At 46.1% G+C, this 26,120-nt stretch carries 23 protein-coding genes and 1 tRNA gene; 19 read left to right on the top strand and 5 right to left on the bottom strand.

The features are described 5' to 3' along the window. Positions 1-149 precede the first annotated feature (149 nt). Entirely contained in the window at positions 150-590 is a 441-nt protein-coding gene (locus RW114_RS15475; protein WP_340123661.1) for a hypothetical protein, read from the top strand. An 11-nt stretch (positions 591-601) separates the two neighbouring features. Then, a complete protein-coding gene (locus tag RW114_RS15470; RefSeq protein WP_340123660.1) occupies positions 602-1,120 on the top strand; it encodes a glycine zipper family protein in 519 nt (172 codons plus the stop codon). A gap of 581 nt (positions 1,121-1,701) precedes the next feature. Here the strand turns inward: RW114_RS15470 and RW114_RS15465 are convergent. After that, the gene (locus RW114_RS15465) at positions 1,702-3,111 is read right to left on the bottom strand and encodes an amino acid permease (protein WP_340123659.1); all 1,410 of its coding nucleotides are present in this window, start codon (positions 3,109-3,111) and stop codon (positions 1,702-1,704) included. Between the two features lie 361 nt (positions 3,112-3,472). Here RW114_RS15465 and RW114_RS15460 point away from each other — a divergent pair, with 361 nt between their 5' ends. From RW114_RS15460 to RW114_RS15380, 17 genes are all read left to right on the top strand, one after another. Beyond that, positions 3,473-4,489 (top strand): L,D-transpeptidase family protein, encoded by a 1,017-nt coding sequence (locus RW114_RS15460; RefSeq protein WP_422614826.1) that lies wholly within the window; start codon positions 3,473-3,475, stop codon positions 4,487-4,489. A 99-nt stretch (positions 4,490-4,588) separates the two neighbouring features. Then, positions 4,589-6,172 carry a phosphoglycerate dehydrogenase gene (gene serA / locus RW114_RS15455; RefSeq protein ID WP_340123657.1) on the top strand — a complete coding sequence of 528 codons (1,584 nt, stop codon included), beginning with the start codon at positions 4,589-4,591 and terminating at the stop codon, positions 6,170-6,172. Further along, positions 6,169-6,807 (top strand): HAD-IB family phosphatase, encoded by a 639-nt coding sequence (locus RW114_RS15450; RefSeq protein WP_340123656.1) that lies wholly within the window; start codon positions 6,169-6,171, stop codon positions 6,805-6,807. Before serA ends, RW114_RS15450 begins: the two co-directional genes overlap by 4 nt. A 38-nt stretch (positions 6,808-6,845) precedes the next feature. After that, on the top strand, positions 6,846-7,592 hold the full coding sequence (locus RW114_RS15445) for a YebC/PmpR family DNA-binding transcriptional regulator (protein ID WP_340123655.1): 747 nt from the start codon (positions 6,846-6,848) through the stop codon (positions 7,590-7,592). A gap of 133 nt (positions 7,593-7,725) precedes the next feature. Next, positions 7,726-8,226 carry a crossover junction endodeoxyribonuclease RuvC gene (ruvC, locus tag RW114_RS15440; protein WP_340123664.1) on the top strand — a complete coding sequence of 167 codons (501 nt, stop codon included), beginning with the start codon at positions 7,726-7,728 and terminating at the stop codon, positions 8,224-8,226. Beyond that, positions 8,223-8,834: a Holliday junction branch migration protein RuvA gene (gene ruvA / locus RW114_RS15435; protein WP_340123654.1), complete on the top strand. Its 612-nt coding sequence runs from the start codon at positions 8,223-8,225 to the stop codon at positions 8,832-8,834. Before ruvC ends, ruvA begins: the two co-directional genes overlap by 4 nt. Continuing rightward, entirely contained in the window at positions 8,834-9,865 is a 1,032-nt protein-coding gene (ruvB, locus tag RW114_RS15430) for a Holliday junction branch migration DNA helicase RuvB (protein ID WP_340123663.1), read from the top strand. Before ruvA ends, ruvB begins: the two co-directional genes overlap by 1 nt. Before the next feature lie 10 nt (positions 9,866-9,875). After that, on the top strand, positions 9,876-10,280 hold the full coding sequence (gene ybgC / locus RW114_RS15425; protein ID WP_340123653.1) for a tol-pal system-associated acyl-CoA thioesterase: 405 nt from the start codon (positions 9,876-9,878) through the stop codon (positions 10,278-10,280). Next, positions 10,280-10,957: a protein TolQ gene (tolQ, locus tag RW114_RS15420; protein ID WP_340123652.1), complete on the top strand. Its 678-nt coding sequence runs from the start codon at positions 10,280-10,282 to the stop codon at positions 10,955-10,957. Before ybgC ends, tolQ begins: the two co-directional genes overlap by 1 nt. Next, positions 10,954-11,397 carry a protein TolR gene (tolR, locus tag RW114_RS15415; protein WP_422614824.1) on the top strand — a complete coding sequence of 148 codons (444 nt, stop codon included), beginning with the start codon at positions 10,954-10,956 and terminating at the stop codon, positions 11,395-11,397. The genes tolQ and tolR overlap by 4 nt, the downstream gene beginning before the upstream one ends. 6 nt (positions 11,398-11,403) lie before the next feature. Beyond that, positions 11,404-12,774 (top strand): cell envelope integrity protein TolA, encoded by a 1,371-nt coding sequence (gene tolA / locus RW114_RS15410; protein WP_340123651.1) that lies wholly within the window; start codon positions 11,404-11,406, stop codon positions 12,772-12,774. An 84-nt stretch (positions 12,775-12,858) separates the two neighbouring features. Further along, on the top strand, positions 12,859-14,142 hold the full coding sequence (gene tolB, locus RW114_RS15405; protein WP_340123650.1) for a Tol-Pal system beta propeller repeat protein TolB: 1,284 nt from the start codon (positions 12,859-12,861) through the stop codon (positions 14,140-14,142). A 63-nt stretch (positions 14,143-14,205) separates the two neighbouring features. Continuing rightward, positions 14,206-14,781 (top strand): peptidoglycan-associated lipoprotein Pal, encoded by a 576-nt coding sequence (gene pal, locus RW114_RS15400; protein WP_340123649.1) that lies wholly within the window; start codon positions 14,206-14,208, stop codon positions 14,779-14,781. An 18-nt stretch (positions 14,782-14,799) separates the two neighbouring features. After that, positions 14,800-15,645: a tol-pal system protein YbgF gene (ybgF, locus tag RW114_RS15395; RefSeq protein WP_340123648.1), complete on the top strand. Its 846-nt coding sequence runs from the start codon at positions 14,800-14,802 to the stop codon at positions 15,643-15,645. A 9-nt stretch (positions 15,646-15,654) separates the two neighbouring features. After that, the gene (queE, locus tag RW114_RS15390; protein ID WP_340123647.1) at positions 15,655-16,296 is read left to right on the top strand and encodes a 7-carboxy-7-deazaguanine synthase QueE; all 642 of its coding nucleotides are present in this window, start codon (positions 15,655-15,657) and stop codon (positions 16,294-16,296) included. Between the two features lie 6 nt (positions 16,297-16,302). Further along, positions 16,303-16,980: a 7-cyano-7-deazaguanine synthase QueC gene (gene queC, locus RW114_RS15385; protein WP_340123646.1), complete on the top strand. Its 678-nt coding sequence runs from the start codon at positions 16,303-16,305 to the stop codon at positions 16,978-16,980. 51 nt (positions 16,981-17,031) lie between these two features. Beyond that, positions 17,032-17,107 (top strand) — tRNA-Lys (locus RW114_RS15380). Between the two features lie 100 nt (positions 17,108-17,207). Here RW114_RS15380 and RW114_RS15375 read toward each other — a convergent pair. From RW114_RS15375 to RW114_RS15360, 4 genes are all read right to left on the bottom strand, one after another. Next, entirely contained in the window at positions 17,208-18,320 is a 1,113-nt protein-coding gene (locus RW114_RS15375; RefSeq protein WP_340123645.1) for a tyrosine-type recombinase/integrase, read from the bottom strand. A 555-nt stretch (positions 18,321-18,875) separates the two neighbouring features. Next, positions 18,876-20,000, bottom strand: coding sequence for a tyrosine-type recombinase/integrase (locus RW114_RS15370; protein WP_340123644.1), 1,125 nt, complete (start codon positions 19,998-20,000; stop codon positions 18,876-18,878). Between the two features lie 522 nt (positions 20,001-20,522). Beyond that, positions 20,523-23,228, bottom strand: coding sequence for a VapE domain-containing protein (locus tag RW114_RS15365; protein ID WP_340123643.1), 2,706 nt, complete (start codon positions 23,226-23,228; stop codon positions 20,523-20,525). Positions 23,229-24,807: 1,579 nt separating this feature from the next. Continuing rightward, positions 24,808-25,941 carry a hypothetical protein gene (locus RW114_RS15360; RefSeq protein ID WP_340123642.1) on the bottom strand — a complete coding sequence of 378 codons (1,134 nt, stop codon included), beginning with the start codon at positions 25,939-25,941 and terminating at the stop codon, positions 24,808-24,810. Positions 25,942-26,120: the final 179 nt, after the last annotated feature.

Below are 26,120 nucleotides of genomic sequence, written 5' to 3'. Positions count from 1 at the left end.
GTTGTTGGCAGGATTATGGATATTCCTTTCTATGCAGGAGGTGTTGGATTGTTACTCCCATGAGGAGCTTGCCGCTTTGCAAGAAACAGCTCAGGATTTCCTAATGTGACTTGTGTAGATAGCTATGTAGATGCGGGAGGGAAACTATTATGAAACAGATCAACGTGGCAGGCTTGGTCATGGTCCTGATGGGGGTGATGACCAGCAACTCTGTATGGGCGAGAGGAGGGTATAGTGGTGATCACTATGGCGTGAGGCATTATGGTGGTGGTGGCTGGAGATATGGAGGCTACTATAGCGGACTAGGTTTAGGGTTGGGCTTAGGCTATGGCCTAGGCTATTATGGTAGGGCTTACTATCCCCCCTATTATGGCGGACCTTACTATTCCCCTTATTATGCTTATCCGCCCGCCGTTATCACTGTACCAATAACACCACCGGTTTACATTCAGCAAGCTCCACCTGTTACTCAACAATATGCACCTGGTTACTGGTATTACTGTAACAATCCCGAAGGTTATTACCCTTATATCAAGCAATGCCCAAGCGGTTGGCTACAAGTTGAACCGACCCCGTCTGCGCCTCGCTAAGGAGTACGAATATGTCCCGTTTTACCCTGGTGCTTTCGAGCACCGTTATACTGGCAGTATCCGGTTGTGTCAGTTTACCCAGCGGTCCCAGTGTCATGGTGCTGCCCGGTACCGGCTTTTCTTTTGATCAGTTTCGTAATGACGATGCTATCTGTCAGGAATACGCTTTGTTTCAGGTTGGCGGCACTACAGCGAATCAAGCGGCGGTGAATAGCGGCGTCACTAGCGCCGCAGTTGGTACCGCACTTGGTGCGGCAGCCGGCGCAGCAATTGGGGGAGGGCGCGGTGCTGCCATCGGAGCCGGTACCGGTTTGGTGGGCGGCAGCCTGGTTGGCACCGGCGCTGCCAGCAGCTCCATGTACGGAGTGCAACAGCGTTACGATATGGCTTATATTCAGTGCATGTATGCCAAAGGCCACCAGGTTCCAGTGTCGGGGCAGTTCTCCGGCGCAATACCCCAGCAAGATGTGCCGCCAGCCTCGCATGTTCCATCGCCACCGTCCGGCCCGCCACCGGCTCCGCCACAATAACAGCATGAGGAATAAAATTCACTCGCCCACAGGTTCACTAAAAAAAGCACGGGGTCGCTCATTAGGGAAACGGAGAATACTAAACTATCCCCCAGCGACTTGGTGAAACGGCCGTAATGCCAGCATCGCGGCGGTGGCGGTAGCCAACAAGAACGCCCGAGTCGTCTGGGCGCTGCTGACTCGGACGGAGAGCTATCACGCCCCGGTACCGGCCAGCACCTAAACAAGATGTGTGCAATAACCCGTTTTTTTAAACATTTAAAGAGGTTTTTAACCGCCACTCCCCAGTTGTGAAGCCTTTTTCAACGCGATGGCAAACCGGTTGGACTGGCGTTTTCAGGAATCCGTTCAGCGCATGGGCCTTCGAGGCCAGTAGGATGATAGAGATGAAAGCACGCGGAAATCCATCAGGGCCAGAGGCAGCAAAGACCTCATTAACAGGCCGGATATAGGGCGGCAACTGTGTTGACTGACCGTAGCGATCAAAGAGAAAAAGCTTGCAAAACGGAGGAGTCCATATATTTATCGACGAAGGAAGCGTATCGTTCGCGATTGATCCGCTTCGTACCTCGTGTAATCGACTACTTGTCTTTCGCTAACTGACTATGCCTCACAGAATAAGAAAAATAAACAATCAGCCCAATAACTAGCCAGATCACAAAGCGCAACCAGGTGAGGGCAGGCAAAAACGCCATCAGTGCGGTGCAGGACAGCATACCCAACACCGGAAATAGCGGGCTGAACGGCGAGCGGAACGGGCGTTTCATGTCCGGCTTGGTGATGCGGAGCACCAATACGCCTAAGCATACCAGCACGAATGCGGCCAGGGTGCCGATGTTGACTAGTTCGGCCAGGTCGCCTAGCGGAATGAAGCCTGCGGCTATCGCCATGATGATGCCGCATAAGACAATGACGCGTACCGGGGTTTGGGTTTTGGGGTTCACTTCGCTAAAGAACGGCGACAGCAGGCCGTCGCGGGACATAGCGAAGATGATGCGGGTCAGTCCGTAATACAGTACCAGCATGACGGTAGTCAGTCCTGCAATAACGCCGGTTGAAATCAGCGCCGACGCCCAGTTGTAACCGAGCAGGTTCAGGGCGTGAGCGACAGGCGAGGAGACGTTTAGTTCGGTATAGTTGACGACGCCGGTCAGCAGGCCGGAAACCAGGATGTAGATAACGGTGCAAAAAGCCAGTGAGGTGACGATACCGAACGGCAGGTCGCGTTGCGGATCGCGGGCTTCCTCGGCGGCGGTGGACACCGCATCGAAGCCGACGTAGGCAAAAAATACCAGTGATGCGCCCGCCAGTACGCCGGTGGTTTTGCCGTCAGGCAGGGTCTGAAACCAGCCGAACGGCATGAACGGATGCCAGTTTTCCGGGTGGATGTTGAACGCGGCAACGGCGATAAAGACGGTGATGGTGAGTAGTTTGACAAACACCATCGCATTGTTGACTTTGGCGCTGTGCTTTACGCCGATAATCAGCAGCAGCATCAATATCAGAATAATCGCGGTTGCAGGCAGGTTGATCAGTCCGCCGAGTTTTGGGGCTTTGGTCAGCATCTCCGGTAACGGTATGCCGATGGCGGTCAATGCGTTATTGAAGTAGCCGGACCAGCCGTTGGCGACGGTTGCTACGGCAAGGCTGTATTCCAGCAGCAAATCCCAGCCGATCATAAAGGCGAATATCTCTCCGAAAGCCACATAGCTGTAGCCGTATGCGCTGCCGCAGCCGCCGACTGAAGCGGACAATTCGGCATAAGACAAGGCGGCGAACGCGCAGGCGAGTCCGGCGATCACAAATGACAGGGTCACCGCAGGCCCGGATTGAGTAGCGGCGGCGATTCCGGTCAGTACAAAGATACCGGTACCGATGATTGCGCCTATACCGAGAAAGGCCAAATCCCATTTAGACAGACAACGCTTGAGGCCGCTGCCTGAGTCGTCATCCGAGGTAATGTGTTTGCTGCGAAAAATTTGCATGGACATGGGCGATCTCTTGTTATTGGGTTGAAGGTAATGTGTTGTATTAATTGAATTATAGGGCTAATGGCGATAATTCCCAAAATAAGCCCAAGAATGCCAGCTAAATTATGCTTGAGCCAGTCTGGCATGATATTATAGTCGGTTTTTTATAGGGGCAGATCTTGGTGTTTAGCTGGGGATTGTCTATATTAGGTGCGGATTTATCTACGCCTACAACTGGCAAACAACGTTGGTTGTTGAAAACAGTTATTATTTTTTATATTGTGTTTCTGAGAAATTTATCGCAATGAATATTCGCGCACTACTTAGCTTTACTATCTTACTGTCCGTCATTGGCGGTCATGCAAATGCTACGACCTATGCCATGCCTGAAAACACTCAGGATAGCGTCATCACTCAATACCCTGATGGTATGCCTTTAACCCGTACAGATGAGGACGAAACTTTATTGGATGTGGCACGTCGCTTTCTTTTGGGGCAAACAGAAATAGTCAGGTTAAACCCCGATGTTGATCGTTGGTTGGTTAAAAAAGGCGAGATTGTTCGTTTATCTAATAAGCGTATTTTGCCGGATTCGCCTCATAACGGAATTACCTTAAATATCTCCGAATACCGCATGTATTATTATCCGCCGACTAAAAAGGGTGAAGTGCCTAAGCAGGTCATGTCTTATGCACATGGCGTCGGTAGGCAGGATTGGAAGACACCATTGGGTAAAACTAAAATTATCCGAAAAATTATGAACCCTTCATGGCATCCGCCCGAATCAATTAGGCGCGAACATGCGGCGAATGGCGATCCTTTGCCGGTTGTTGTTGCGCCGGGGCCGAATAATCCTTTAGGTACGCGCGCACTGCATCTGGCGCTGCCGGGAGAATACCGGATACACGGTACCGATGTTGACAAGATTCATGGCATAGGCATGCAGATAACCCATGGCTGCGTTCGTATGTATCCTAAAGATGTCGAGGAGTTATACGATATGGTCGCGGTCGGAACGCCGGTCTATATCGTTAAGCAACCTATCAAGGTTGGCTGGCTGGATAATGTTCTTTATGTGGAAGCGCATCCTGATTTGGAGGGTGAGGAGACCACGCTGGAACAGCGTTTCGCCGTGGCACTGGGGTTGATTGAAAAGGCCGGTAATATCGCCAGGGATGGTATATATGGTGCAAGTCAGTCGGGAACTGAAATGCCTGATTTTGATCAAAAAGCGTTAAATCGGGCGCTTACTGGTCAGGCTGGCGAGCCTATAGCTATTTATGAGCGCTTGCCGCCGCTGGAAGATGCGGATGCGGGAGTGCAAGCCGAGGAAGCGCCTCAAGCGGCTCCCAAACCGGCGCGTCAACCTTCTCCAGCGGGTTATTATCGGGGCGACTAAGGCTGAACATTGTCAATAACCGCAGGGTGCAACAGCCCTGCGGGTAAATCTGTTAAACTACTTTGTTTTTAACGCATAACCTTTTTCCGGTGCATTCCTTTGAAAAAAATCCTTATTTCCGACAAATTGGCAGAAGCCGGTATCAATTATTTAAACGAGCAGTCCGGCATACAAATTCATATTGAAACTGGGCTCAATGAGGAGCAGCTGTGCAATATCATCGGGGATTACGATGCGCTGTTGATTCGTAGCGATACCCAGGTGACCAAAAAAGTTTTGCAGGCGGCAAAGCACCTAAAGCTGATAGGCCGCGCCGGTATCGGTGTCGATAACGTCGATATTCCTGCGGCAACGGAACTGGGGATTATTGTGATGAATACGCCGGATGCCAATGCGACCACGACGGCCGAATTGGCCGTTGCGCATATGATGTCGCTGAGCCGGCATTTGCCTAAGGCTGACCGCTCCATTCGCGCCGGAAAGTGGGAGCGTTCCAAGTTGATGGGCTCTGAAATTGCTCATAAAACCTTGGCGATATTGGGTTTCGGCACTATCGGTCGGATCGTCTCGCAACGCGGTTTGGGTCTGAAAATGCAGGTGATTGCTTATGATCCCTTTGTTGCGCCTGAAATATTTGCAGATCTGGGCGTTGAATCTGTCAGTCTGGAAGAGCTGGTGACTAGGGCGGATTATCTGACCCTGCATTGCCCTTTGATCGAAAAAACCCGCAACATTATTGGCAGCGCTCAGCTGGCGACGATGAAAAAAGAAGCGATGATTATCAACTGCGCTAGAGGCGGCTTGATTGACGAAGCCGCTTTGTATGAGGCCTTGAAAAATGGCCAGATAGCCGGTGCGGCGCTGGATGTTTATGAAAATGAACCGCCGGCCAACTCGCCGTTGCTGGAATTGGACAATATCGTTTTTACCCCGCATTTGGGCGCATCGACCAGCGAAGCGCAGGTCGCTGTCAGCGTCGAAATTGCCCGTCAGGCGGTTACTTTTTTAAAGACCGGGGAGGCGGTTAATGCGTTAAACCTGCCTAGAGTATCGGCGGAAGAGCTGAAAAAATCGCGCGAATTTATGACGCTAGCCAATATTCTTGGCAAGGTGTTGGTGGGTCTGGCGACCAAACCGATAGAAAAAATCGAAGTGGCGTTAATGGGCAGGGCGGCAGAAGTTGAAGTGCGTCCGGTTTCTGTCGCTGCCTTAATCGGCGTGTTAAGCGGACAATTTTCCACACCGGTAAACCGGGTTAACGCCGAAAATATTGCCAAGCGCCAGGGCATTGTTCTGGTTGAATCGAAAACCGAAGAAACTCAGGACTATTTGTCGCTGATCAAGGTGACTGGGCATTGCGGGGGTCAAACCATTACGCTGGCGGGAACCTTGTTGGGCGGCTGTCATCCGCGTCTGGTTTGTATTGACCAGTTTGATATTGAAGTGGTACCCGAAGGCACCTTATTAGTGACTCAGCATGACGACAAGCCGGGCGTTATCTCGGCAATCAGCAGTGTGCTGGGCAATGCCAATATCAATATCTCCAGGATGCAGGTGGGTACGGCGGATGAACAGCAGCAGGCGATGGCGGTTATTAGTGTTTCCGAACCCTTGACAGATGATTTGTTGCAGCAGTTGTGTCTTATTCCTGCGGTACAGAAGGCTATCCAGATTAACTTATGAGTTTTGATGTCATCTGCTTTGATTGCGACAGCACCTTAAGCAAAATAGAAGGCATAGACGAACTCGCCCGGCGTGTCGGCTTGGGCGAGGAAATGTCCAGATTGACCAATGCGGCGATGAATGGCGAAGTGCTGCTAGAAGCCGTCTATGAGCAACGTTTGTCGCTGATCAGGCCGGATCAGTCCAGCATCAACTGGCTGGCTGATTTGTATATCGAGCAGATCGTCGATGGCGCTAAAGAAGTATTTGAGACTTTAACTACACACGGTAAGGAGCTGCACATTATCAGCGGCGGACTCCGTCAGGCTATTTTGCCGCTGGCACGGGTTTTAGGTTTGCCGGAAACTCAGGTTCACGCAGTCGATATTTATTTCAATGCAGACGGCAGTTATCGCGATTATGATCAGAACTCGCCGTTGGCCAGATCGGGCGGCAAAGCCGTTGTTGTGGGCACACTTAAGGCGCAAGGCTCACTGGTTATGGTGGGCGACGGCAACACCGATATGGAAACCAAGCAGGCCGGAGCCGTTGTGATCGGCTTTGGCGGCGTGGTTGATCGGCAGGTGGTTCGCGAACAAGCCGATTTTTATAGCGCTGAACCGACCTTGGTGTCAATACTGGCGCATATTATATAAACGACCGATTAATTTAACTGTACTTTAAGAGAGAGACAATGGCTGGGCATAGTAAATGGGCTAATATCAAGCATCGTAAAGCAGGGCAGGATGCTAAACGCGGCAAAATTTTCACTAAAATGCTGCGGGAAATAACGGTAGCAGTAAAAACCAGTGGGCCGGATGCTGCAAGTAATCCTACCTTACGCACTGCGGTTGATAAAGCCTTGGGTGCAAATATGCGCCGCGATACCATTGATACCGCGATCAAAAAAGCGTCCGGCGCTTTAGAAGGTGTTAGTTATGAAGTCGTTCGTTATGAAGGTTACGGTCCTGGCGGCACGGCGGTTATGGTCGATTGTCTGACCGATAATCGTAACCGCACTGTCGGCGAAGTGCGTCATGCTTTTTCTAAAGCAGGCGGCAACTTGGGCACAGACGGTTCTGTGGCTTATATGTTTAGTAAAATCGGTATTCTCAGTTATGCGCCTTCGGTTGATGAGGATGCTCTGATGGAGGCGGCTTTGGAAGCCGGGGCGGAAGATGTCATCGTCAATGACGATGGTTCGGTGGATGTGATGACCGCGCCGGAAAGCTATCTGGAAGTCAAAGATGCGTTGATTGCCGCAGGTTTTACGCCGGATAATGCCGAAGTTACCATGCAGGCCGCAACGATGGCTGAACTGGATGCCGATGGCGCGGAAAAGATGATGCGTTTGATAGATCGGTTGGAAGATCTGGATGACGTGCAGAATGTTTATTCCAATGCGGATATTAGCGACGAAATTATGGATGGGCTGGAATAATTTAGGCTAAGGTCTGTCTCGTTCCCACGCGCTGCGCCGGGAGTGTCGAGTATAGGCCTTGCAAACACAGGACTCAGCGCGTCCATTACCGGGTTTCGACTCAACGAATGGGAACAAGGAACTTAATTAATAGCTGATGCGAATTTTAGGGATAGACCCCGGTTCCAGAATAACCGGTTACGGCATTATAGAAGACTCAGCGCACGGTTATAAATACATAGCCAGCGGCTGTATTCGGATTAAAGTCGATTATTTTCCTGATCGGCTGAAGCAAATATTTGACGGCATTGTCGAAGTTGTCGAACGCTATCAACCTGAACAAATGGCCATAGAGCAGGTGTTTATGCATAAAAATGCCGATTCGGCACTCAAGCTGGGTCAGGCGCGTGGAGCGGCAATTTGTGCGGTTCATACCGCCGGTTTGCCGGTGTTTGAATATGCGGCCCGGCAAGTCAAACAGGCGGTGGTAGGCAAGGGCAGCGCCGAAAAAATACAGGTTCAGCACATGGTGAAAATTCTGTTAAATATTCAAGGTGAGTTGCAGATCGATGCCAGCGATGCGCTGGGTATCAGCATTTGTCATGCCCATTATCAGCAAACTGCACAACGTTTGCAGCAGGGTTTGTTGCGATGATCGGTTTTCTGCGCGGCAAACTGGTGTTTAAAGCGCCGCCATTGTTGATGCTCGACGTGAATGGCGTCGGCTATGAAGTCGAGGCGCCGATGACGACTTTTTATAATCTGCCCGCCATTGGTTCCGAGATTATGCTGCATACGCATCTGGTGGTTCGGGAAGATGCGCAGATCCTATTCGGGTTTTCAGCCGAAGCGGATCGGGCTATGTTCAGAACCCTGATCAAGGTCAATGGCGTCGGCCCTAAGCTGGCTTTGACGATTTTATCGGGACAGAGTGCCGAAGAATTCCATCGCTGCATTCATAATAATGATACCCAAGCCTTGGTGCGCTTGCCTGGAGTCGGTAAAAAAACGGCCGAACGTCTGGTTATTGAAATGCGCGACCGGTTGCCGGACTTGAGTGATTCAACCGATTCGGTCGATTCATCAGCAGTCGGCGGCGATAAAATACAACGGGTTAATAACCCAAAACAGGAAGCCATCAGCGCCTTGTGTTCTCTGGGCTATAAGCCGCTGGATGCCGGAAAAATGGTGCAGAATATCAGTGCTGAAGGCAAAAACTGTGAAGACATTATCCGACTGGCATTACAAGGCTCGGTCAGATGATAGAAAGCGACCGCATGGTGACCGCCACCAGCCATGCCGATGAAGAACGTCAGGATCGTGCTATCCGACCCAAACGCCTAGCCGATTATATCGGTCAGCAAGAATTGCGCGAGCAAATGGAGATTTTCATTCAGGCGGCAACGGCACGAAAAGAAGCCTTGGATCATGTATTAATTTTCGGCCCGCCCGGTTTGGGGAAAACGACGCTAGCTAATATTATCGCCGCCGAAATGTGTGTTAAAATCCGCCAAACATCCGGCCCTGTACTGGATAAAGCCGGTGATCTTGCCGCATTGCTGACTAATCTTGAACCGCATGATGTCTTGTTTATCGATGAAATACATCGTCTGAGTCCTGCAGTTGAAGAGATTTTATATCCGGCCATGGAAGATTATCAGCTTGATCTGATGATAGGCGAAGGCCCTGCCGCGCGCTCTATCAAGCTGGATTTGCCGCCTTTTACCCTGGTAGGCGCGACCACTCGTGCCGGCTTGATGACATCGCCGTTACGTGATCGTTTTGGCATCGTTCAGCGCTTGGAATTTTATACGGTTGAGGAATTGGCGAGTATTGCGCTGCGATCAGCCAAGGTGCTGGGTATCGAAATGGAACAGCGCGGCGCTTATGAAATAGCCCGTCGTTCTCGCGGAACGCCCCGAATTGCAAATCGATTGTTGCGTCGGGTGCGGGACTATGCGGAAGTAAAAGGCAATGGCACGATTACTGAGGAGCTGTCCTTTAAGGCTTTGGAAATGTTGAAAGTGGATAATAACGGTTTTGATTCATTGGACCGCAAACTGCTTATGGCCATGATTGAAGGCTTTGCCGGTGGGCCGGTAGGACTGGATACGTTAGCCGCTGCAATCAGTGAGGAACGGGGTACCATTGAAGATGTTGTGGAACCGTATTTGCTGCAACAGGGATTTATTATGCGCACACCTCGCGGCCGTGTAGTCACCCAGAATGCTTATTTGCATTTTGGCTTGCAGCCGCCAAAACATTTAGGTGTATCTGAGGATTTGTTTGAATAATTAAACGGATATGAACGATTTTATTTGGCCGGTGCGCGTTTATTACGAAGACACCGATGCAGGCGGGGTGGTGTTTTACGCTAACTACCTGAAGTTTTTCGAACGGGCCAGAACCGAAATGCTCAGAGCCATGGGCTATGAACAGGATGAGCTGATCGCCAGTGAAGGCATTATTTTTGTAGTACGTTCCGTGCAGGTCGATTATTTAAGTCCTGCCCGGTTTAACCAACAACTGCAAGTGAGTGCAAAAGTGAGTCTGGCTAAAAAAGTCAGCCTTATTTTTGAGCAAGTTGTAACGCGAGGCGATGATATTTTGTGCAGAGGCAGTGTTAAAATTGCCTGTTTGGATGCACAAACCCTGCGTCCTAAAGCTATTCCCGAAACTTTATTTAGAGCACTTAGAGCACACCATTAATGAATACTGATTTATCGCTTTTCCATTTAGTTAAAGAAGCCAGCTTTGTCGTTCAATTCGTCATGGTGATATTGTTGGCCGCATCGGTGTCATCATGGACCTTTATTTTCAGCAAACGCAAAGAGCTTAATCGGGCGATTGAAATCACCGATGAATTCGAACAACAGTTTTGGTCCGGCGTGGTGTTGGCTGAGCTTTATCGAAAGTTGGCGGCCAAGGATTTTGAGCCGGAAGGCATAGAAAAAATATTCCTGGCCGGATATAAAGAATTTTCCCGAATGCGCCAGGCCGGTAATGTAGAACCCGGCGTGCAGGTTGAAAGTGCGCAGCGAGTCATGCGTATCGAATTATCGCGTGAATTGGAACGACTGGATGAGCATTTGGCCTTTCTTGCTACAGTCGGTTCGATCAGTCCTTACATCGGTTTATTCGGCACAGTTTGGGGCATCATGAATTCCTTCATGTCGTTAGGTAATGTCAAGCAGGCAACTTTGGCGCAAGTCGCACCGGGTATTGCCGAAGCCTTGATCGCAACAGCCATAGGTTTGTTTGCCGCAATCCCCGCGGTTATTGCGTATAACCGCTTTTCTACTCGACTGGACAGATTGACCGGTCGATATGAGTTGTTTGTTGAAGAGTTCGTCGTATTGTTACAACGTCAGGCGCATCAAAAATGAGCGCTCCACAAATGGGCAGGAAAAATGGGCGCAGGAAGCCTATGGCAGAAATCAATGTGGTTCCCTACATTGACGTGACTTTAGTGCTGCTGATTATTTTCATGATAACAACGCCGATGTTGCAAACAGGCGTGGAAGTCGAGCTTCCGCAAGCAGAATCGGCAACCGTAGAATCCGAAGGCGATAATTTACCTGTAGTTTTATCAATTAATGAACAAAGCCAATATTTTATTACTGTTGATGACCAGGAACCTGAGCAGATACAGCGTGAAGAGGTCGAGGCTCGGGTAATGGCGGTATTAAACAAGAAGCCGAACACCCAGGTTTTAATCGGAGCCTATAAGGGTATTGAATATGGTGTCGTGGTTACGCTAATGGCGGGATTAAAAAATTCCGGTGTGCCTAGTGTGGGTTTAATGACTAAGTCGAGCGAACAATAGATTTCGATGGATAGTAAAAGGAAATTTACATGGCCTGTCATTCTGGCCTTGGCTTTGCATCTTACGATTTTAGGTCTGTTTGCTTTAAGTGCTCTGATAAAGCCAGAAAAAATAGAATCGGAAGCAGCGCCGGAGATTATTCATGCTGAAATTGTTGATGAGGCCACCGTTAAAAATCCGGCTGAGGCTACCGCAGAGCCTGTAAAGCAGGAGGACAGTCAGGCTGAAGAGGCAATAAAGCAAGAGGCGGAAGCCAGTCAAGAAACCGAGCGGGCAGAAGCTGCCAAAGCCGAAGCGGCAACGCAGGCCAGAGCCGAAGCCAAACAGGCGGAAGCTGCCAAAGCCGAAGCGGCCGCACAGGCCAGGGCCGAAGCCAAACAAGCTGAAGCGGCTAAAGCCAAAGCCGAAGCGGCAACGCAGGCCAGAGCCGAGGCCAAACAGGCGGAAGCCGCCAAAGCCAAAGCCGAAGCGGCAACGCAGGCCAGAGCTGAAGCCAAACAGGCGGAAGCCGCCAAAGCCAAAGCCGAAGCGGCAACGCAGGCCAGAGCCGAAGCCAAACAGGCGGAAGCGGCTAAAGCCAAAGCCGAGACGGCCGCACAGGCCAGGGCCGAAGCCAAACAGGCGGAAGCGGCTAAAGCCAAAGCCGAGGCGGCCGCACAGGCCAGGGCCGAAGCCAAACAGGCGGAAGCGGCTAAAGCCAAAGCCGAGGCGGCCGCACAGGCCAGGGCCGAGGCCAAGCAAGCGGAAGCTGCCAAAGCCAAAGCCGAGGCGGCCGCACAGGCCAGGGCCGAGGCCAAGCAAGCGGAAACGGCCAAAGCCAAAGCCGAAGCGGCCGCACAGGCCAGGACCGAAGCCAAACAGGCGGAAGCGGCCAAAGCCAAAGCCGAAGCGGCCGCACAGGCCAAAGCCGAGGCCAAACAGGCGGAAGCCGCCAAAGCCAAGGTCGAAGCAGAGCGATTTGCAGCAGCTAAAGCGAAAGTAGCAGCAGAAAAAGCAGAAGCCGCTAGGGCGAAAGCCGAGGCTGAAAAGGCCGAGGCAGCAAGGATGGATGCAGAGCAAGCGAGAATGGATGCAGAGCAAGATCAGCTGGCGATAAAAACCGCCGCCGCCGCCATTCGGCAAAAAGTAGCCAGAAGCTGGATTCGACCGGTTTCTGCTTCAGCGGGTTTAAAGTGTACAATTCAGGTTAGGTTGATGTCTGATGGTACGGTGATAGATGCCGTAGTTGTTACCAGCAGTGGTGATGCTATTTTTGATCGTTCAGCGGAAAATGCTGTGCACCGAGCATCGCCGCTTCCGGTGCCTAAAGATAAAGAATTAGCAGCCAAAGAATTTAAGTCATTTAAGTTTTTGTTCGATCCAGATCGTTCCCGATGATCTGAAGCGCGGTATTATCATCATAAAGATGTCGTTGATGCGTCAGCGTCAATTATTTAACGGTTAAGTTATTGGGGTAAACAAATGAGCTTTTTTAGAAAAATTTTGTTGATGTGTTTGGTCGGTTTCTATGTGCCAAATAGCCATGCAGAGCTGACCATTGAAATTACTGAAGGCATTGAAAGTGCTCTGCCTATTTCAATTGTTCCTTTTGCTATGCAAGGGGCATCGGGCGTTCCAGTTGATGTTAGCTTTGTCGTTGATACGGACTTAGGGCGTAGCGGTTACTTTAAAACGCTGGATAAGCAAAGTATGCCGGGTAGACCCAGTACGGCGGAAGCGGTCCAGTTTAAGGACTGGCAGGCTATAGGCCAGAATTATCTGGTTATCGGGCAGGTGACTGAAGACCATGGTCAATACAATGTCCAGTTTCAGTTGTTTGATGTTTATAAGGGCGGACAGTTGATGGGCTACCGAATGACCTCATCAGCGGCCAATTTGCGCAGAACGGCTCATCAGATCAGTGACCTTATCTTTGAGAAACTGACCGGTAAGAAAGGTGTTTTCAGTGGTCGAATTGCATACGTTACCAGCAGTAGGCAGGGCAAACAAAGTACCCATAAGCTGCAGATTTCCGATGCGGATGGATTTAATGCGCAGACCATAGCCTCGTCTGTGGAGCCGTTGATGTCCCCTGCGTGGTCGCCGGATGGTAGAAAGATAGCCTATGTCTCATTTGAGAAAAAAGCAGCTGCAATTTATGTTCAGACCTTAGCGACCGGCGATAGAGCAAGAATTGCCGAATTCCCCGGTATTAATGGCGCCCCCTCGTGGTCGCCGGATGGGACAAAATTGGCTTTGACCTTGTCTAAAGATGGCAGTCCTGATATCTACACCTTAAACCTGCTGACGCGATCTTTAACCAAATTGACCAGTAGTTTTGCCATTGATACCGAGCCTACTTGGTCTCCTGATGGCAGCAGTATTGTCTTTACCTCGGATCGAGGCGGAAAGCCGCAACTGTATATTATGTCTAGCCAAGGTGATGATCAAAAAAGACTTACATTTTCAGGTAGTTATAATGCCAGCGCCAGTTTTTCACCGGATGGTAGAAGTATAGCCATGGTACATGGGAATGGCAGCGATTATCGTATTGCGGTGATGGATATGGCAACCAAGTCAGTTAATGTCATAACTGATGGGCGATCAGATGAATCTCCAAGTTTTGCCCCGAATGGTAGTATGATTTTGTATGCTTCCCGGAAAGGTAATGCAGGTTACTTATCAGCTATATCATTGGATGGTAAAATGCAGCAGAAGCTGGTGTTCGATAGTAACGACGTTCGCGAACCGGCATGGGCGCCTTAGTTTGACTGGACTTAACATATTTTTTGTAAAATTAAATTAATAGACTACTTTTTGGGAATTAAAATGAAATTGAATAAAACAGTATTGGCATTGGCAATAAGCGCGGTAATCCTGTCGGGTTGTAGTGACGATGAATTGGATACCAGTCTTACTGACGGCACTCAAAATGCCACCAGTGGTATCAACGATGCATCAACTAGTGGGATTAATAATGGATCAGGCTTGCCTGGCTCAGAAATGAGTGGTTCGGGTATGTATCCGAATGCTGGTATAGGCCCTGAATTCAGCGATCCAAGCAACCCGCTGTCAAAGAGCACTATTTATTTTATGCTGGATAGTAGTCAGGTTCAGGATGATTTTGTTCCGGTCATTGCCGCGCATGCTCGATATCTGATGGCACACCCTGATCAGCGCGTGGTCATGGAAGGCCATGGTGATGAACGCGGTTCTCCTGAGTACAACATTGCACTGGGTGAGCAGCGTGCAAAATCTATAGCCAGTATGATGAAAGTTCAAGGTGTTGCTGGCGATCAGTTTAATGTCGTCAGTTATGGCGAAGAAAAACCGGCGTCATTCGGACATGACGAGGCATCTTGGGAGCTTAATCGTCGTGTTGAATTAGTTTATCAAGGCAAATAAATGAAAGCTCGTCTTATCATGTTGCTGTGTGTTTGCGGTGCAGTCCATGCAGAATCTTTACCGCCCGTTATTGATAATTCAATGTATCCAGCGGGTGAGGTTAGTGCTGTACAGCCCTCATCAGGTAATGGTCTGTATGAAATGATGAGGCAACTGGAACAATTGCAAACTGAAGTGCGGCAACTGACAGGCAAGCTAGAAGAGCAGACTTATCTTATTGCCGAGATGAAAAAATCTCAAAGTACGATGTACTCTGATTTTGATGAGCGGATGCAGAGTCTTGAGCAAAAAGCCGAAGCGGCGGTTAAGCCAATAGCCGATGAAAATTCCCCAATGCAAGAGGGTTCAGTTGAATCGGAAGCTAAAATGGTAGAACCGCCGGTTGATGCTCCAGAGGTTAAGCAGACTTCCGAACAGGAACAGGATGCTGGGCCGGCCGCCGGTGAAGCTTCCGCTCCTGCCCCTCGCCTACCTCCTGTAGGCGATGAAAAACAGCAATATCAGCAAGCGTATGAAGCACTTAGAAATGGACATACTGCCAAGGCGATTGTTGCCTTTAATGCCGTGCTAAGTAAAAACCCCGGTAGTGAGTATGCAAACAATGCTCAATATTGGCTAGGTGAGGCCTATAGGGTTAATCAGGATGTTGATTTGGCGCGTAAGGCTTTTAATGACATGGTTGAAAAATATCCGGATAGCACAAAAGTACCGGATGCTTTATTGAAACTCGGGTATATCGAAGTTGAGCAGAAGAATACAGTCAAGGCGCGCGAATATTTAACGCGCGTTACCGTAGATTTTCCCAGCTCGACAGCGGCTCGATTAGCGGCAAAGAAATTACTTTTACTTGGCGATATTAAATAAACAATAGCTGTGAGTTTGTTACGTATAACTGAAATTTTCCATTCGTTGCAGGGTGAGTCGAATACGGTAGGTCTGCCCACCGTTTTTATTCGACTCACCGGCTGTCCGTTAAGATGTGTCTATTGCGATACGGCCTATGCTTTTACCGGCGGTAAAAAAATAGAGATTGATGCCGTTATCGCGCAGACTGAGCAGTACGGAACCCAATATATCACCGTAACCGGGGGTGAGCCTCTGGCGCAACCTGCCTGTCTTGAGTTAATGACAAAATTGCTTGATAAAGGCTATTGTGTTTCGCTTGAAACCAGTGGTGCGCTTGATGTGTCGGCAGTCGATCAGCGCGTTGTCAAAGTCATGGATCTTAAAACACCCAGCTCAGGTGAATTAAGTAAAAATCTTTATCAAAATATTGAGTATCTGACTCAAAAAGATCAGCTTAAGTTCGTCATCGGTAATGATGAGGACTATGACTGGTCAAAAACCGTTTTAACCGAATATGACTTGCCTAATCGTTGCCAGATATTGTTTTCACCGGTGATGGGGCAGCAAAATCCAACCGAATTAGCCGAAAAAATTCTTAAGGACAGATTGCCTGTTCGCTTTCAACTTCAACTCCATAAGATACTTTGGGATGACGCCCAAGGTAAATAAATCGATATGCAAAAAAAAGCCATAGTCCTGTTATCAGGGGGATTAGATTCAATTACCGTCCTTGCGCTTGCAAAAAAGCAGGGATACAAATGTTATGCCTTAAGCTTTGATTATGGGCAGCGGCATAATGCCGAACTGATAGCGGCCGCGCAGATAGCGGCAGATTATCAAGTCGAAGATCATAAAGTCATCAAGCTGGGCTTAAGCTCGATTGGCGGTTCCGCACTGACCGATGAGCACATTGCCGTGCCAAACACCCCGCAGGAAGGCATACCGGTAACCTATGTGCCGGCAAGAAATACCATATTTCTGTCTTTTGCCTTGGGTTGGGCAGAAGTTTTAAAGCTGAACGATATTTTTATCGGTGTTAATGCCGTCGATTATTCCGGCTATCCGGATTGCAGGCCTGAATTTATTAACGCATTTCAGCAATTAGCCAACCTTGCCACCAAGGCTGGCGTGGAAGGCGAACATTTCGCCATACACACCCCGCTGATCGCGCTCAGCAAGGCGGAGATCATAAAGCAGGGTGTGGCATTGGGTGTAGATTACCGACGCACGGTTTCCTGCTATTCCGCCGATGAGCAAGGTCGTGCATGTCGAGTATGCGACGCTTGTCGTCTAAGAAAAACCGGATTCATAGAAGCGGGAATAGAAGATCCAACGCAATATCAATTAAGCTGAAAAAAAGTGTTGCGAGAATCGAGTTAATCCGTATAATAGGCAATCTTTGTTGGGTCGTTAGCTCAGCCGGTAGAGCACCGCACTTTTAATGCGATGGTCGCGCGTTCGAATCGCGCACGACCCACCACCAAAGAACAAATAAAACAAGAGGTTATCTTTAGTCGGACGCCTCTTTTTTTATGCCTAAAATTTGGCTGGGTAACTTTTGTGGTAACTTTTTCATTTACTCATCCAGCGCGTCTTAAGATCTGTGAAGGCTTCTGATCGACAATGCGTTCAACAGCTTCCAACAGTTCTGAAACTTCAGCAGGCGAGTAGTGAGTCGTAATATCACCATTGGTGTGATGCAACAAAACTTTCCTCGTTTCCAGGGGTACTCCCGCATTCCTCAGTCGTCTTCCAAACGTGTGTTTCAGATTATGAGGTCCACGATTGTATTCATCAGATTTTGGGAGTCCTGCTTTTCTCCACGCATTTTTCCAGCCAGTGTTGTGAATCCGAGTAATCCGGTTGCCACTATACGGAAAAACATACTCATCATGTTTTCCGCGTTGAGCGTCAATAACAGATTTCGCCACGCGATTTAAAACCACCATTTGGTCTTCCTTGTTTTTTTCGCCTGGCCACACGCCATCAGAATAAATTCGCTTTCTCCCTGGTGTTATAAAAATACTGGTATCCAGTTCAGGAATTTTTACCTCCCAATCCCAGCGTAACCAACACACCCCTTGTTCCCTTAAACCCGTATTGACAGCAAATAAGGCCATCACTGCCAAGTGAGAGGGTAGCGCTTCGAATAAACGTTGCTGCTCCTGCCAATCCAACGGATACGGAATAGCAGAGTCTTCCCAGTCAGGCATTTCTAATAACGGTGGGCAGCTTAAGTAAGCGTGTCCATCATTATTCCGCCAGGAGCGAGCTGCCAGGGTGAGAATTCGACGAATCACCGCCAAATCACGTTTGACTGTAGCGCTTCTGATGCCTTCCTTACGTCTGTATTCAATGAGAGCCTGCAACGTCCCCATGTGTATTTGGGATAGCGTCAAGCTGCCTATAAATGTCTTAGCAAGGGTAATCGTGAAGATATCGCGATCTAAGCTGCGTTTAGTCGATTCGTTGACATAGCGTGTAGCAGCTTCATTGAAAGTCATGATGCCGTCCTGAGTTCTCTGATTGCTGTCTTGTAAGTCAGCAATGATTTTATAAAACTCAGTTTCAGCTTCGTCTGTCGAGGTAGCTTTTAAACGTTGCCTAATCCTCCCGTGGTTTTTTATGCGTTTATCGATACTCCATTGCTTTGTTTTTCGATCGTATTGCAAGCCTGATATTGTTTTTGACATGATTATGTCTCCTTGGGTCAGTATCAGGACTCACCGTTGCCCTCTAATATTCGATGCTTTTGATGATTTAATCAAGTTATAAATGGTAAATGAACGATTGGATTACATCATGTATGTTCATAAGTTCTATCAATTAGATCCCTTATGATAGATTTCATAAGTCCATAAAAAAAGATTTTTTAAATTCAGTTTGTCGATTGGCAGTGTCATAATTTAGGTTGTGCTGGAGCATTGGGACGCATTGAGTTATGATTTTTTGTCGTCATGCGTGTGGGGATTGCTTATTGCTTAATTCAGATGTTTTTACACGGTAATTCGGGGTGCGGATAGTTCAAGATTATATTCGCCGCATAATTAAGAACGATTTCATCAAAATATAGGGCTAAACTCACGCATTACTTGGAGGGCATTTCACGTATTTCTGAGCTGTTTATGGCTTCAGATCTGGGGTTGGGGTGTTGGGGTGTTGGGGAGAATAAAGCTAATAAGTCCAGCAGTAGAGATGTGCTACTGGACATATTTTCTAAATGCCACACATATTTCGGAATATTGAGATTAATTATGCTGACGTGCAATAAATGTCGTTGATCGGAACTCCACAGCTTTTTCAGCAGCAGTTAAAAGGTCTAAAACATCAGCTGGTGAATAGAGTGTTGTTACGTCATGGTTAGTGTGATGTAGTAACACTTTTCTGGTTTCTAAGTGAACCCCAGCATTTCTTAACCGCCTTCCAAAGGTATGTTTCAAGTTGTGTGGTCCTTTTTTGACTTCTTTGCAAACTGGTAAGCCTGATTCAACCCAGGCATTTTTCCAGCCTGAATTATTCATTCCGCCAATTCTTTTGCCTTTAAACGGAAAAACATAAGGACAGTTGTCTTTACGCTGACGACGTTGTACATCAATTACTGCTTTTGCAATCTTGTTTAAAACGACAATTTGATCTTCCTTGTTTTTTTCTCCAGGCCAAATGCCATCAGCATAGGGTCGTTCTTTGCCAGGCGTAAGAAAAATACTAGCATTTAATTCCGGTATTTCTACTTCCCAATCCCAGCGCAGCCAACAGATACTTTGTACTCGTAAACCTGTGTTAATAGCAAAAAAAGCCATTCTTCTCAAATGTTTAGGTAGCTTTCTGAACAAGTTTAATTGTGCCTTCTTATTTAATGGATAGGGTTCTCCCGCATCATCCCATTTGGGTAAGTCGAATAAAGGAGCGGTTAGTAGATAAGGTTTTGAATCTACGGTTCTCCATTTATTGACAGCAAGTCTTAAAATGCCACGAATGACAGCTATATCTCTAATCACCGTGCTACTTTTCAGGCCAGCCTCTTTGCGTGCGAGAATAAAAGATTTAAGCGTTTCGTTGTGAATTTCATTTAGCGTTAAATCCTTCAGGAAAGGATCGGCAGCTTTTAGGGTGTGAATATCACGAGAAAAGCTTTTTTTGGTTGATTCACCAATATATTTTAAGCCCGCTTCACGAAACGTCATCAATCCGTGATCTCGTCTAACTACAGTCGCCTGAAGATTGGAAATGATGTTATAAAATTCTATTTCTGCTTCCTCTTTAGTGCTTGCTCGTAAACGTTTTCTGAGTCTTCCGTGACCTTTGATTCTTTTGTCGACGCTCCACTGCGCCGCGTCTTTATCATATTGTAATCCTGGTATTCTTTTTGACATTCTGTATTTTCCTTGTTGGTTGACTTTGATATACCATGACTAATTTTGAACGCATCTATTGCGGCATCTAAATCAACTCTATCAAAAGCAACATACTTTGGGCCGTCATGTATTTCAATGTCGACTAAAGGACGAATGTTCCTATCAAAAAGTGATTTATCCATGTCGCAGTATCCTGGGGCATTTCGGTATCTGATTAATCTAGGTAAAATCATGTATAATTAATTAAGGTATTGATAATTAATGAATTTTTATAATAATTCAGAAAAATCGGTTAAATTTGCACAAAAATCCTCATGATGCAAACTGCCTTTAGAAAAAGACCATCTTTTGCTACGAGAGTGTGTTTTGTTATTTTTCATTTGCATTGATCTGCTTAATGACGAGTTTTGTGCATGATTTCATTAGTTTCTTCGGTTAAGAGCAGGTTAGTGCCGTTGTTTCTGTACCATTACTGGGCTGTAGTGTCCTACAATCCAGCACTTCTAGAGAAGCCAACAAGCGCAAGACATGTCAGTTCTACTAATGGAACCATAAACATAAATATTGCTTAAAACCATCGCGCCGTACTTGCTTGTGTTTATATCCTAACTTCCTCATTACCACGCCGACCTTCTTCGTAATACCAGGAGTCATAACCCAAAACCTTGGGTCGACTTTCAGACATTCTTCAATAATATCGGTTGTAGAAATCCCATCTCTATCTTCTGGCTTCATTTTATTCGGTGCTGATAAATAGGGGGTCTGTAACCAGGTTTCAATTTTTTCTTCCAATGGATCAATTATTTCAAATTTAGAGTGTTCTTCATGCGCTAATCGCTCAGCGTCTTGCCACGCTACTCCTGTAGCATTAAACAACACAGCAGCCTCCGCCCACAGTTGCTTATAGTCTGCAGCAATAGCTTTGCGATCTGCTTTGGTAACTACGATGGGTAAGAAGCGGCGATTTCCAGTTGGGTCAGCTAAAAACTCCTCTTGATTTGTTGTGCCAATCATTATCAATCGCCGAGGAAATGTAGTCGTAAACTCTTTAAACTTTGGAGTCCACTTTTCATGTCTACGCGTGATAAACGACTTAATTGTCTCCAAATCTTTAGTATTTAGTCCCCGCAACTCAGCTAATTCAGCGATTAGAGTTCCTCGCATCTTGCGTGAAAGGTCGTCATCTTTCTCATTCAAACTTATTTCGCAGAAATGCTCAGGCGAGGGTACCATTGCCGCAAGAGCGGTCGATTTGCCCATGCCCTGATTACCCAGCAAGACGGGTACCATGTCAGCCTGGCAGCCAGGCGAAAGAACCCTGCCCGCCATTGCCGTCCATGTATAGAAAGCCACAGAGCGTGCATAAGGTGCGTCATTTGCTTCGAAATACCGTATAAAAAAGGTCTCAATGCGACTCACTCCATCCCAGTTTAGTGAGTTAAGCCATACCTTTGCCGAATCGAATTTGTTTCTATACGCAACTACACTAACAGCGTCGCGCATTAATTCCTGTCTGACATTTGTGAACCCCCTGACCGCTAGAGCCATTCTCAGTTCCGTATAGTGCTGATCACAAAAAGGTTGCCACTGGCCGTCACCACAATGAAACATGAGCTCTTCACGAAACTCATCAAATCCAATGTTAAAATCTATAAAATCCTTATCATCAATAGCTGAGCAAACATTCAATAAGCAGGCAATAATCTGGTTTTTATCATTACGCTTAAGTTTCGATGCGCTAACTAATTGGTACAATGTCGATAGCTTCGAACCATAAATCCCGTCTTCTAAATTTTTAAATAAGAAATATTGTTGGCCGCCATGTGCAAAACTGTTAATGCATGGCTTATTACCATCATTCCAGTAAAATTTTGCCGTACTTACGCCATATTCTTTCCCTTCGATCGGATCAGCTAACGATTTTTTATCAAACAATTTTGGATTATCTAGCACATGGGCTACAGTAAATGTCCCCATGTCATCAGAAAATTCCAAAGGGAAAATGCCATATAAATCATTACATTTATTTGCCAACATCCCCTTAATCGTTTTTCTGGCTAGATCATCGGTAGCCCCTTTTTGTTGCATTATTTTTTCGACAGTTAGCTCCACCCATTCTTTACATTTGGATTCACTGGAGGGTTTAATCGCCGCTTTTGCTTCATCTTGCAATCGTTTCACAGCAACTAATTCCACGCTGCTTAAGTCTGCCAGAGTCATTGTGTCTAATGATCCGCCTGATACATATTGCATTGCGGGCGGCGTCCATTCCAGGCCTTCTCCCTGAATAATTGGCTGACTTACAAAATCTAACCGCTCAGGACTGAATACCGAACCATCTATCACCGTCCGAACTAATAAGGAGCCGTTACTAGACAGGTCAATATATCCATACCCTTTCAGCCATAGTCGATCGAACAAAACTTGACCATATCGCGGTATATCATAGGCGTTGCAAACTGGAATATAGGCATGAAAACCTGTGCTTCCAGTAGACTCCTTTCCTGTTAAGTGAACCCCAGCAGATACAGAGTTACGACAGAGATGTGCAGCTTGCCCTATTTGAGGATGGATTTCGATTAACACCTTGATTAGCTCATCAGAGGTAAGATTAGCGCCATACATACTCGGATCATGATCAATCATCAGCACGCCTCCTTCTTGAGGGTAGCCGAAATAATCCTTAGTTCGCGCAAGTAATCCTTGATCTGGCTTTGCATTATGCTTTGTGGTAATTCCGACAATGTTTTTGTATTCAGACGGATGCGTACCGTATCCAAACGCTTGATTCTCAGAAACTTTAGCTATGACCTCTGGGAAATTTTCAAAGGGCATGGTGACACGCATAGCCTTACCGTTTGTCATTTGCGCAGAGGCTTGTTTTTTTATAGCACCATCTTCTCTGTAATATTTTTTTGAAAGTTCGCTATAGCTTGATGTGTAGATAGTAAACGTAATGTTATTTTTAGCTGATTCCTGTAATGCTTTAATATTTAGAGTAAAATCAGACTCATTAAATATAATGTTACCGTCTTCAGCTTTAGAGATTATTGCTGGAAGCGCTACCGCACTTAAAATCTCTTCTGGAGTTTCAGTGGAATATGGCTGTAACAAAGACTCCAAAGGCTCATATGGCGTAAAATCCGTTACATCGTAATTGCTAATTACTGCCCCAATGTTTGGTTGTTTTGAAAAATGTTGCTTTTGTGTGGTCAAATCTGTAATATCAATGTTAGTTAATTTCATTTTTTTTAAATTTCCATCTAAAGAATAAGTTATCTTTAGAGTGTCGCTCTTCTACAGCAACACTCTATTTATTAATAAAAACTGCATTTTAAAAAAGATTTCCCCAAATCGATGCCAGTCGAGTTGAAGTCTTTTTTTCAAAACTGAGAGTTTCCTTTCTTAATGCAAGTTTTTACTTTATGCCAATCAGATCTATATTTAATATTCGATAATCATCCCTCCGGCAGAGCATTGATGCACTCTGCCAAAATAATTGAATTTACAAAAAGACTCTTCCCAACCTTCTGGAACGCTCTAGTAAGTCTGTTACGTTGCCGTTGCTTTACCGATCCCAGCTTTTTTGAACTGTAAAGGTGTGGAAAACGAATTTGGATCATCTGATAAGGAACGATGTTGTCCAGTGATGCTGTGGGTTGTCTCTACATTTTTAATCTCCTGTGTTGTAAAAGTTGGTGTAGTTTGACGGATTTAATTCAATTTAATAGATGAAAGGGTATCATCCCTAAAGGCGACATACTTTCAAATAATACGACTTAACCCCCGTTATTACTGACATAAAAGGGTGACGCCCTTTATGAAAAGTTTTTCGTGCATCAGCTTTTTGGCCCGCAATAACTGCCGCAATACCAGCTGTTTTTCTCTCAAGAATTTATTAATTAGATATTTTTTACTGCGATTGTGTGCGCAATATGAAGTGCGACAATAACTTGATTAAACAAGTTTTTCGAGTCTCAGGTTACTTAAGTGCATTTTCTCGTCGCTGCCGTAACCGTTTTGCAAAAATATATATAACTGTTTGAATTTTAATGAATATTACCTTGACCTAAAGGTATAGGTATTTGCACAAGTGAACACACCTTTAATTTGCGGGTGAGGGATGAAATGAGGGGATTTAAGTGTTTGATTTTAAGCTTTTCAAGCACCCGTAACAGGGGAAGGAAATCTGTTTTTTTTTGCAACTGATTGCTTTTACTACACAGAAAATTTGTTTATATAATGATACAAAGGACAGAACAGGCTCTTTTTATATCAATAGCGCTGTATTTCTGCCCATCGAAGGGAGAAATACAGAATTGCATTATTCAATAGCACTGTAAAATCTAGTTTATTTGTGATGCGATGTGTTTTTTAGGCATCCTTAATAGCTTCTCAAAAGTAGTTGACACTTTTCAGGAACAAATAAATAGGCAACAAGCTACCGTAGTCAGGAAACAAACAGCTAAATTCATTTATAGACCGGAATGACTACCTAAAGCTTAAACTCAAGAAGCGAGTAGTAATTCTGGTTTTTTGCTCCCCAGGAACCATTCAATATGGCATGAAGGCCATTAGTGCCGATGAGTAATCGGATGTTGTTGGCAAGATCCTTGCGCCGAGTAAATAGTCTGCCATCTAATAGTTCTTCAAGTAAAAGTCGGGAATCTGCTGTGCAGGTTAATGAATACAAAACGTAAATGTAAAATGAATGGAGAGTTTTTCTGATTCATTTATTCATGAAAAGGGATTGCTTTTTATGGCCCTATGAAATGTTTAATTGCACAATGTTTAAAGCGAGAAATGAAGGTTGTCTTTTTTTAGACTAATTTTTACTAGGCTTTCTACCCACATAAGCCCATGCAGGACGAATAATAGTTGCACCAGCAACTGCGATTCTCATTGATAAACCTTTTCTATTCAACCAGTTACTAACGTCATCATTGTTGCTGTGCGTACTCCAATCTGCAGGAATGACTTTAGAGTTTATCCAGAATTTTTCTGAGGCTTCAAGAAGAAATTTCAAGTAATCTGAGTGCTCCAATAGTTTCAATTGTTCCAATTCCTTCAATTGCTTATTGCTTAGTTTTTGATCAGGTTTTCGACCAAATGCATCCTCAAAGACCTTTATGGCATCAGTCCTGACTACCAGCATAATGCCTTCATGCAAATAATCCATAGGATAATATTTGTTATTTTTTAATGGTTCTATTGCAAAATAGTCACTCCAAATTTTCATTCGCCTCTCTGCTTCTTTGTAACAACTCTCTTCTAGATAATCTTCGACATAAAAGCCAGATATTTGCTGCTTAAGTTTTTCAAGCCCAGCATTTAAATAATCTGGGTATTCAACATCATTACGAATTCGTTGAAGCTTATAAATTTGCCCATCCCGCTTCACACAAACTCCTCCCGTCCATCGTCCATCTTGTATCTTCGACGCATTTGCCTTGTGTAATAAAGCATGGTATTGACGATTAACTTCTATCCATTCGCTGCCAATCATTGATAAATCCCAAACTCCTGGCGGCAACGGCTTATCCAGATACGCATCTTCAATTAAATATCGATCTGTATCTATCTGTATGTATTCAATAGCCATTTTTAGAATACTCTCTTCTAGCTGATCAAAATATTCCCAATAATTACTATATGCAATTGACACATATTCATCATCGCCCAACTGAAGATCTTGGTTACAAGTATCTATAATGCTCATTTTAAGCTGACCTCTCTGCCAACTTAGTAAATCGTTCCTGATTAATTGATCAGGGAATATCCGTTTTTTAATATCATCGTCTAAATCGACTTTGTTATACTGCACCTCACGACAACGGATAGCCATTGCGTAATCAGGGAAAACAGCAGACAGGGTAAATTTATTGTCTTTATCATCTAAAATTATTTCTAAAATTCTTTCTTCTGTAACTGTTATTCCTGAATATTCAGAAAGATGCATCGCTAGTTCTGGAAGTTTACTATAAGGCGGATAAGCGGGGAATTTTGGACTATATAGTGGACCCCATTGTCCAGACAAATAATGCCTTAATTTAAGATAGAGCCCTGTTCACACTCCAGCTGAATGGCGCTGTCCCAATTTTTTTATACGGGAACTGATATTTCTGCCGCTCCGTATTT

The sequence above is a fragment of the Methylobacter svalbardensis genome, assembly GCF_037671525.1.
In the GTDB taxonomy this organism is placed as follows: Bacteria; Pseudomonadota; Gammaproteobacteria; order Methylococcales; family Methylomonadaceae; genus Methylobacter_A; species Methylobacter_A svalbardensis.
Note: the sequence above shows the minus strand (reverse complement) of the source record. Positions and strands in the feature narration are given on the sequence as shown.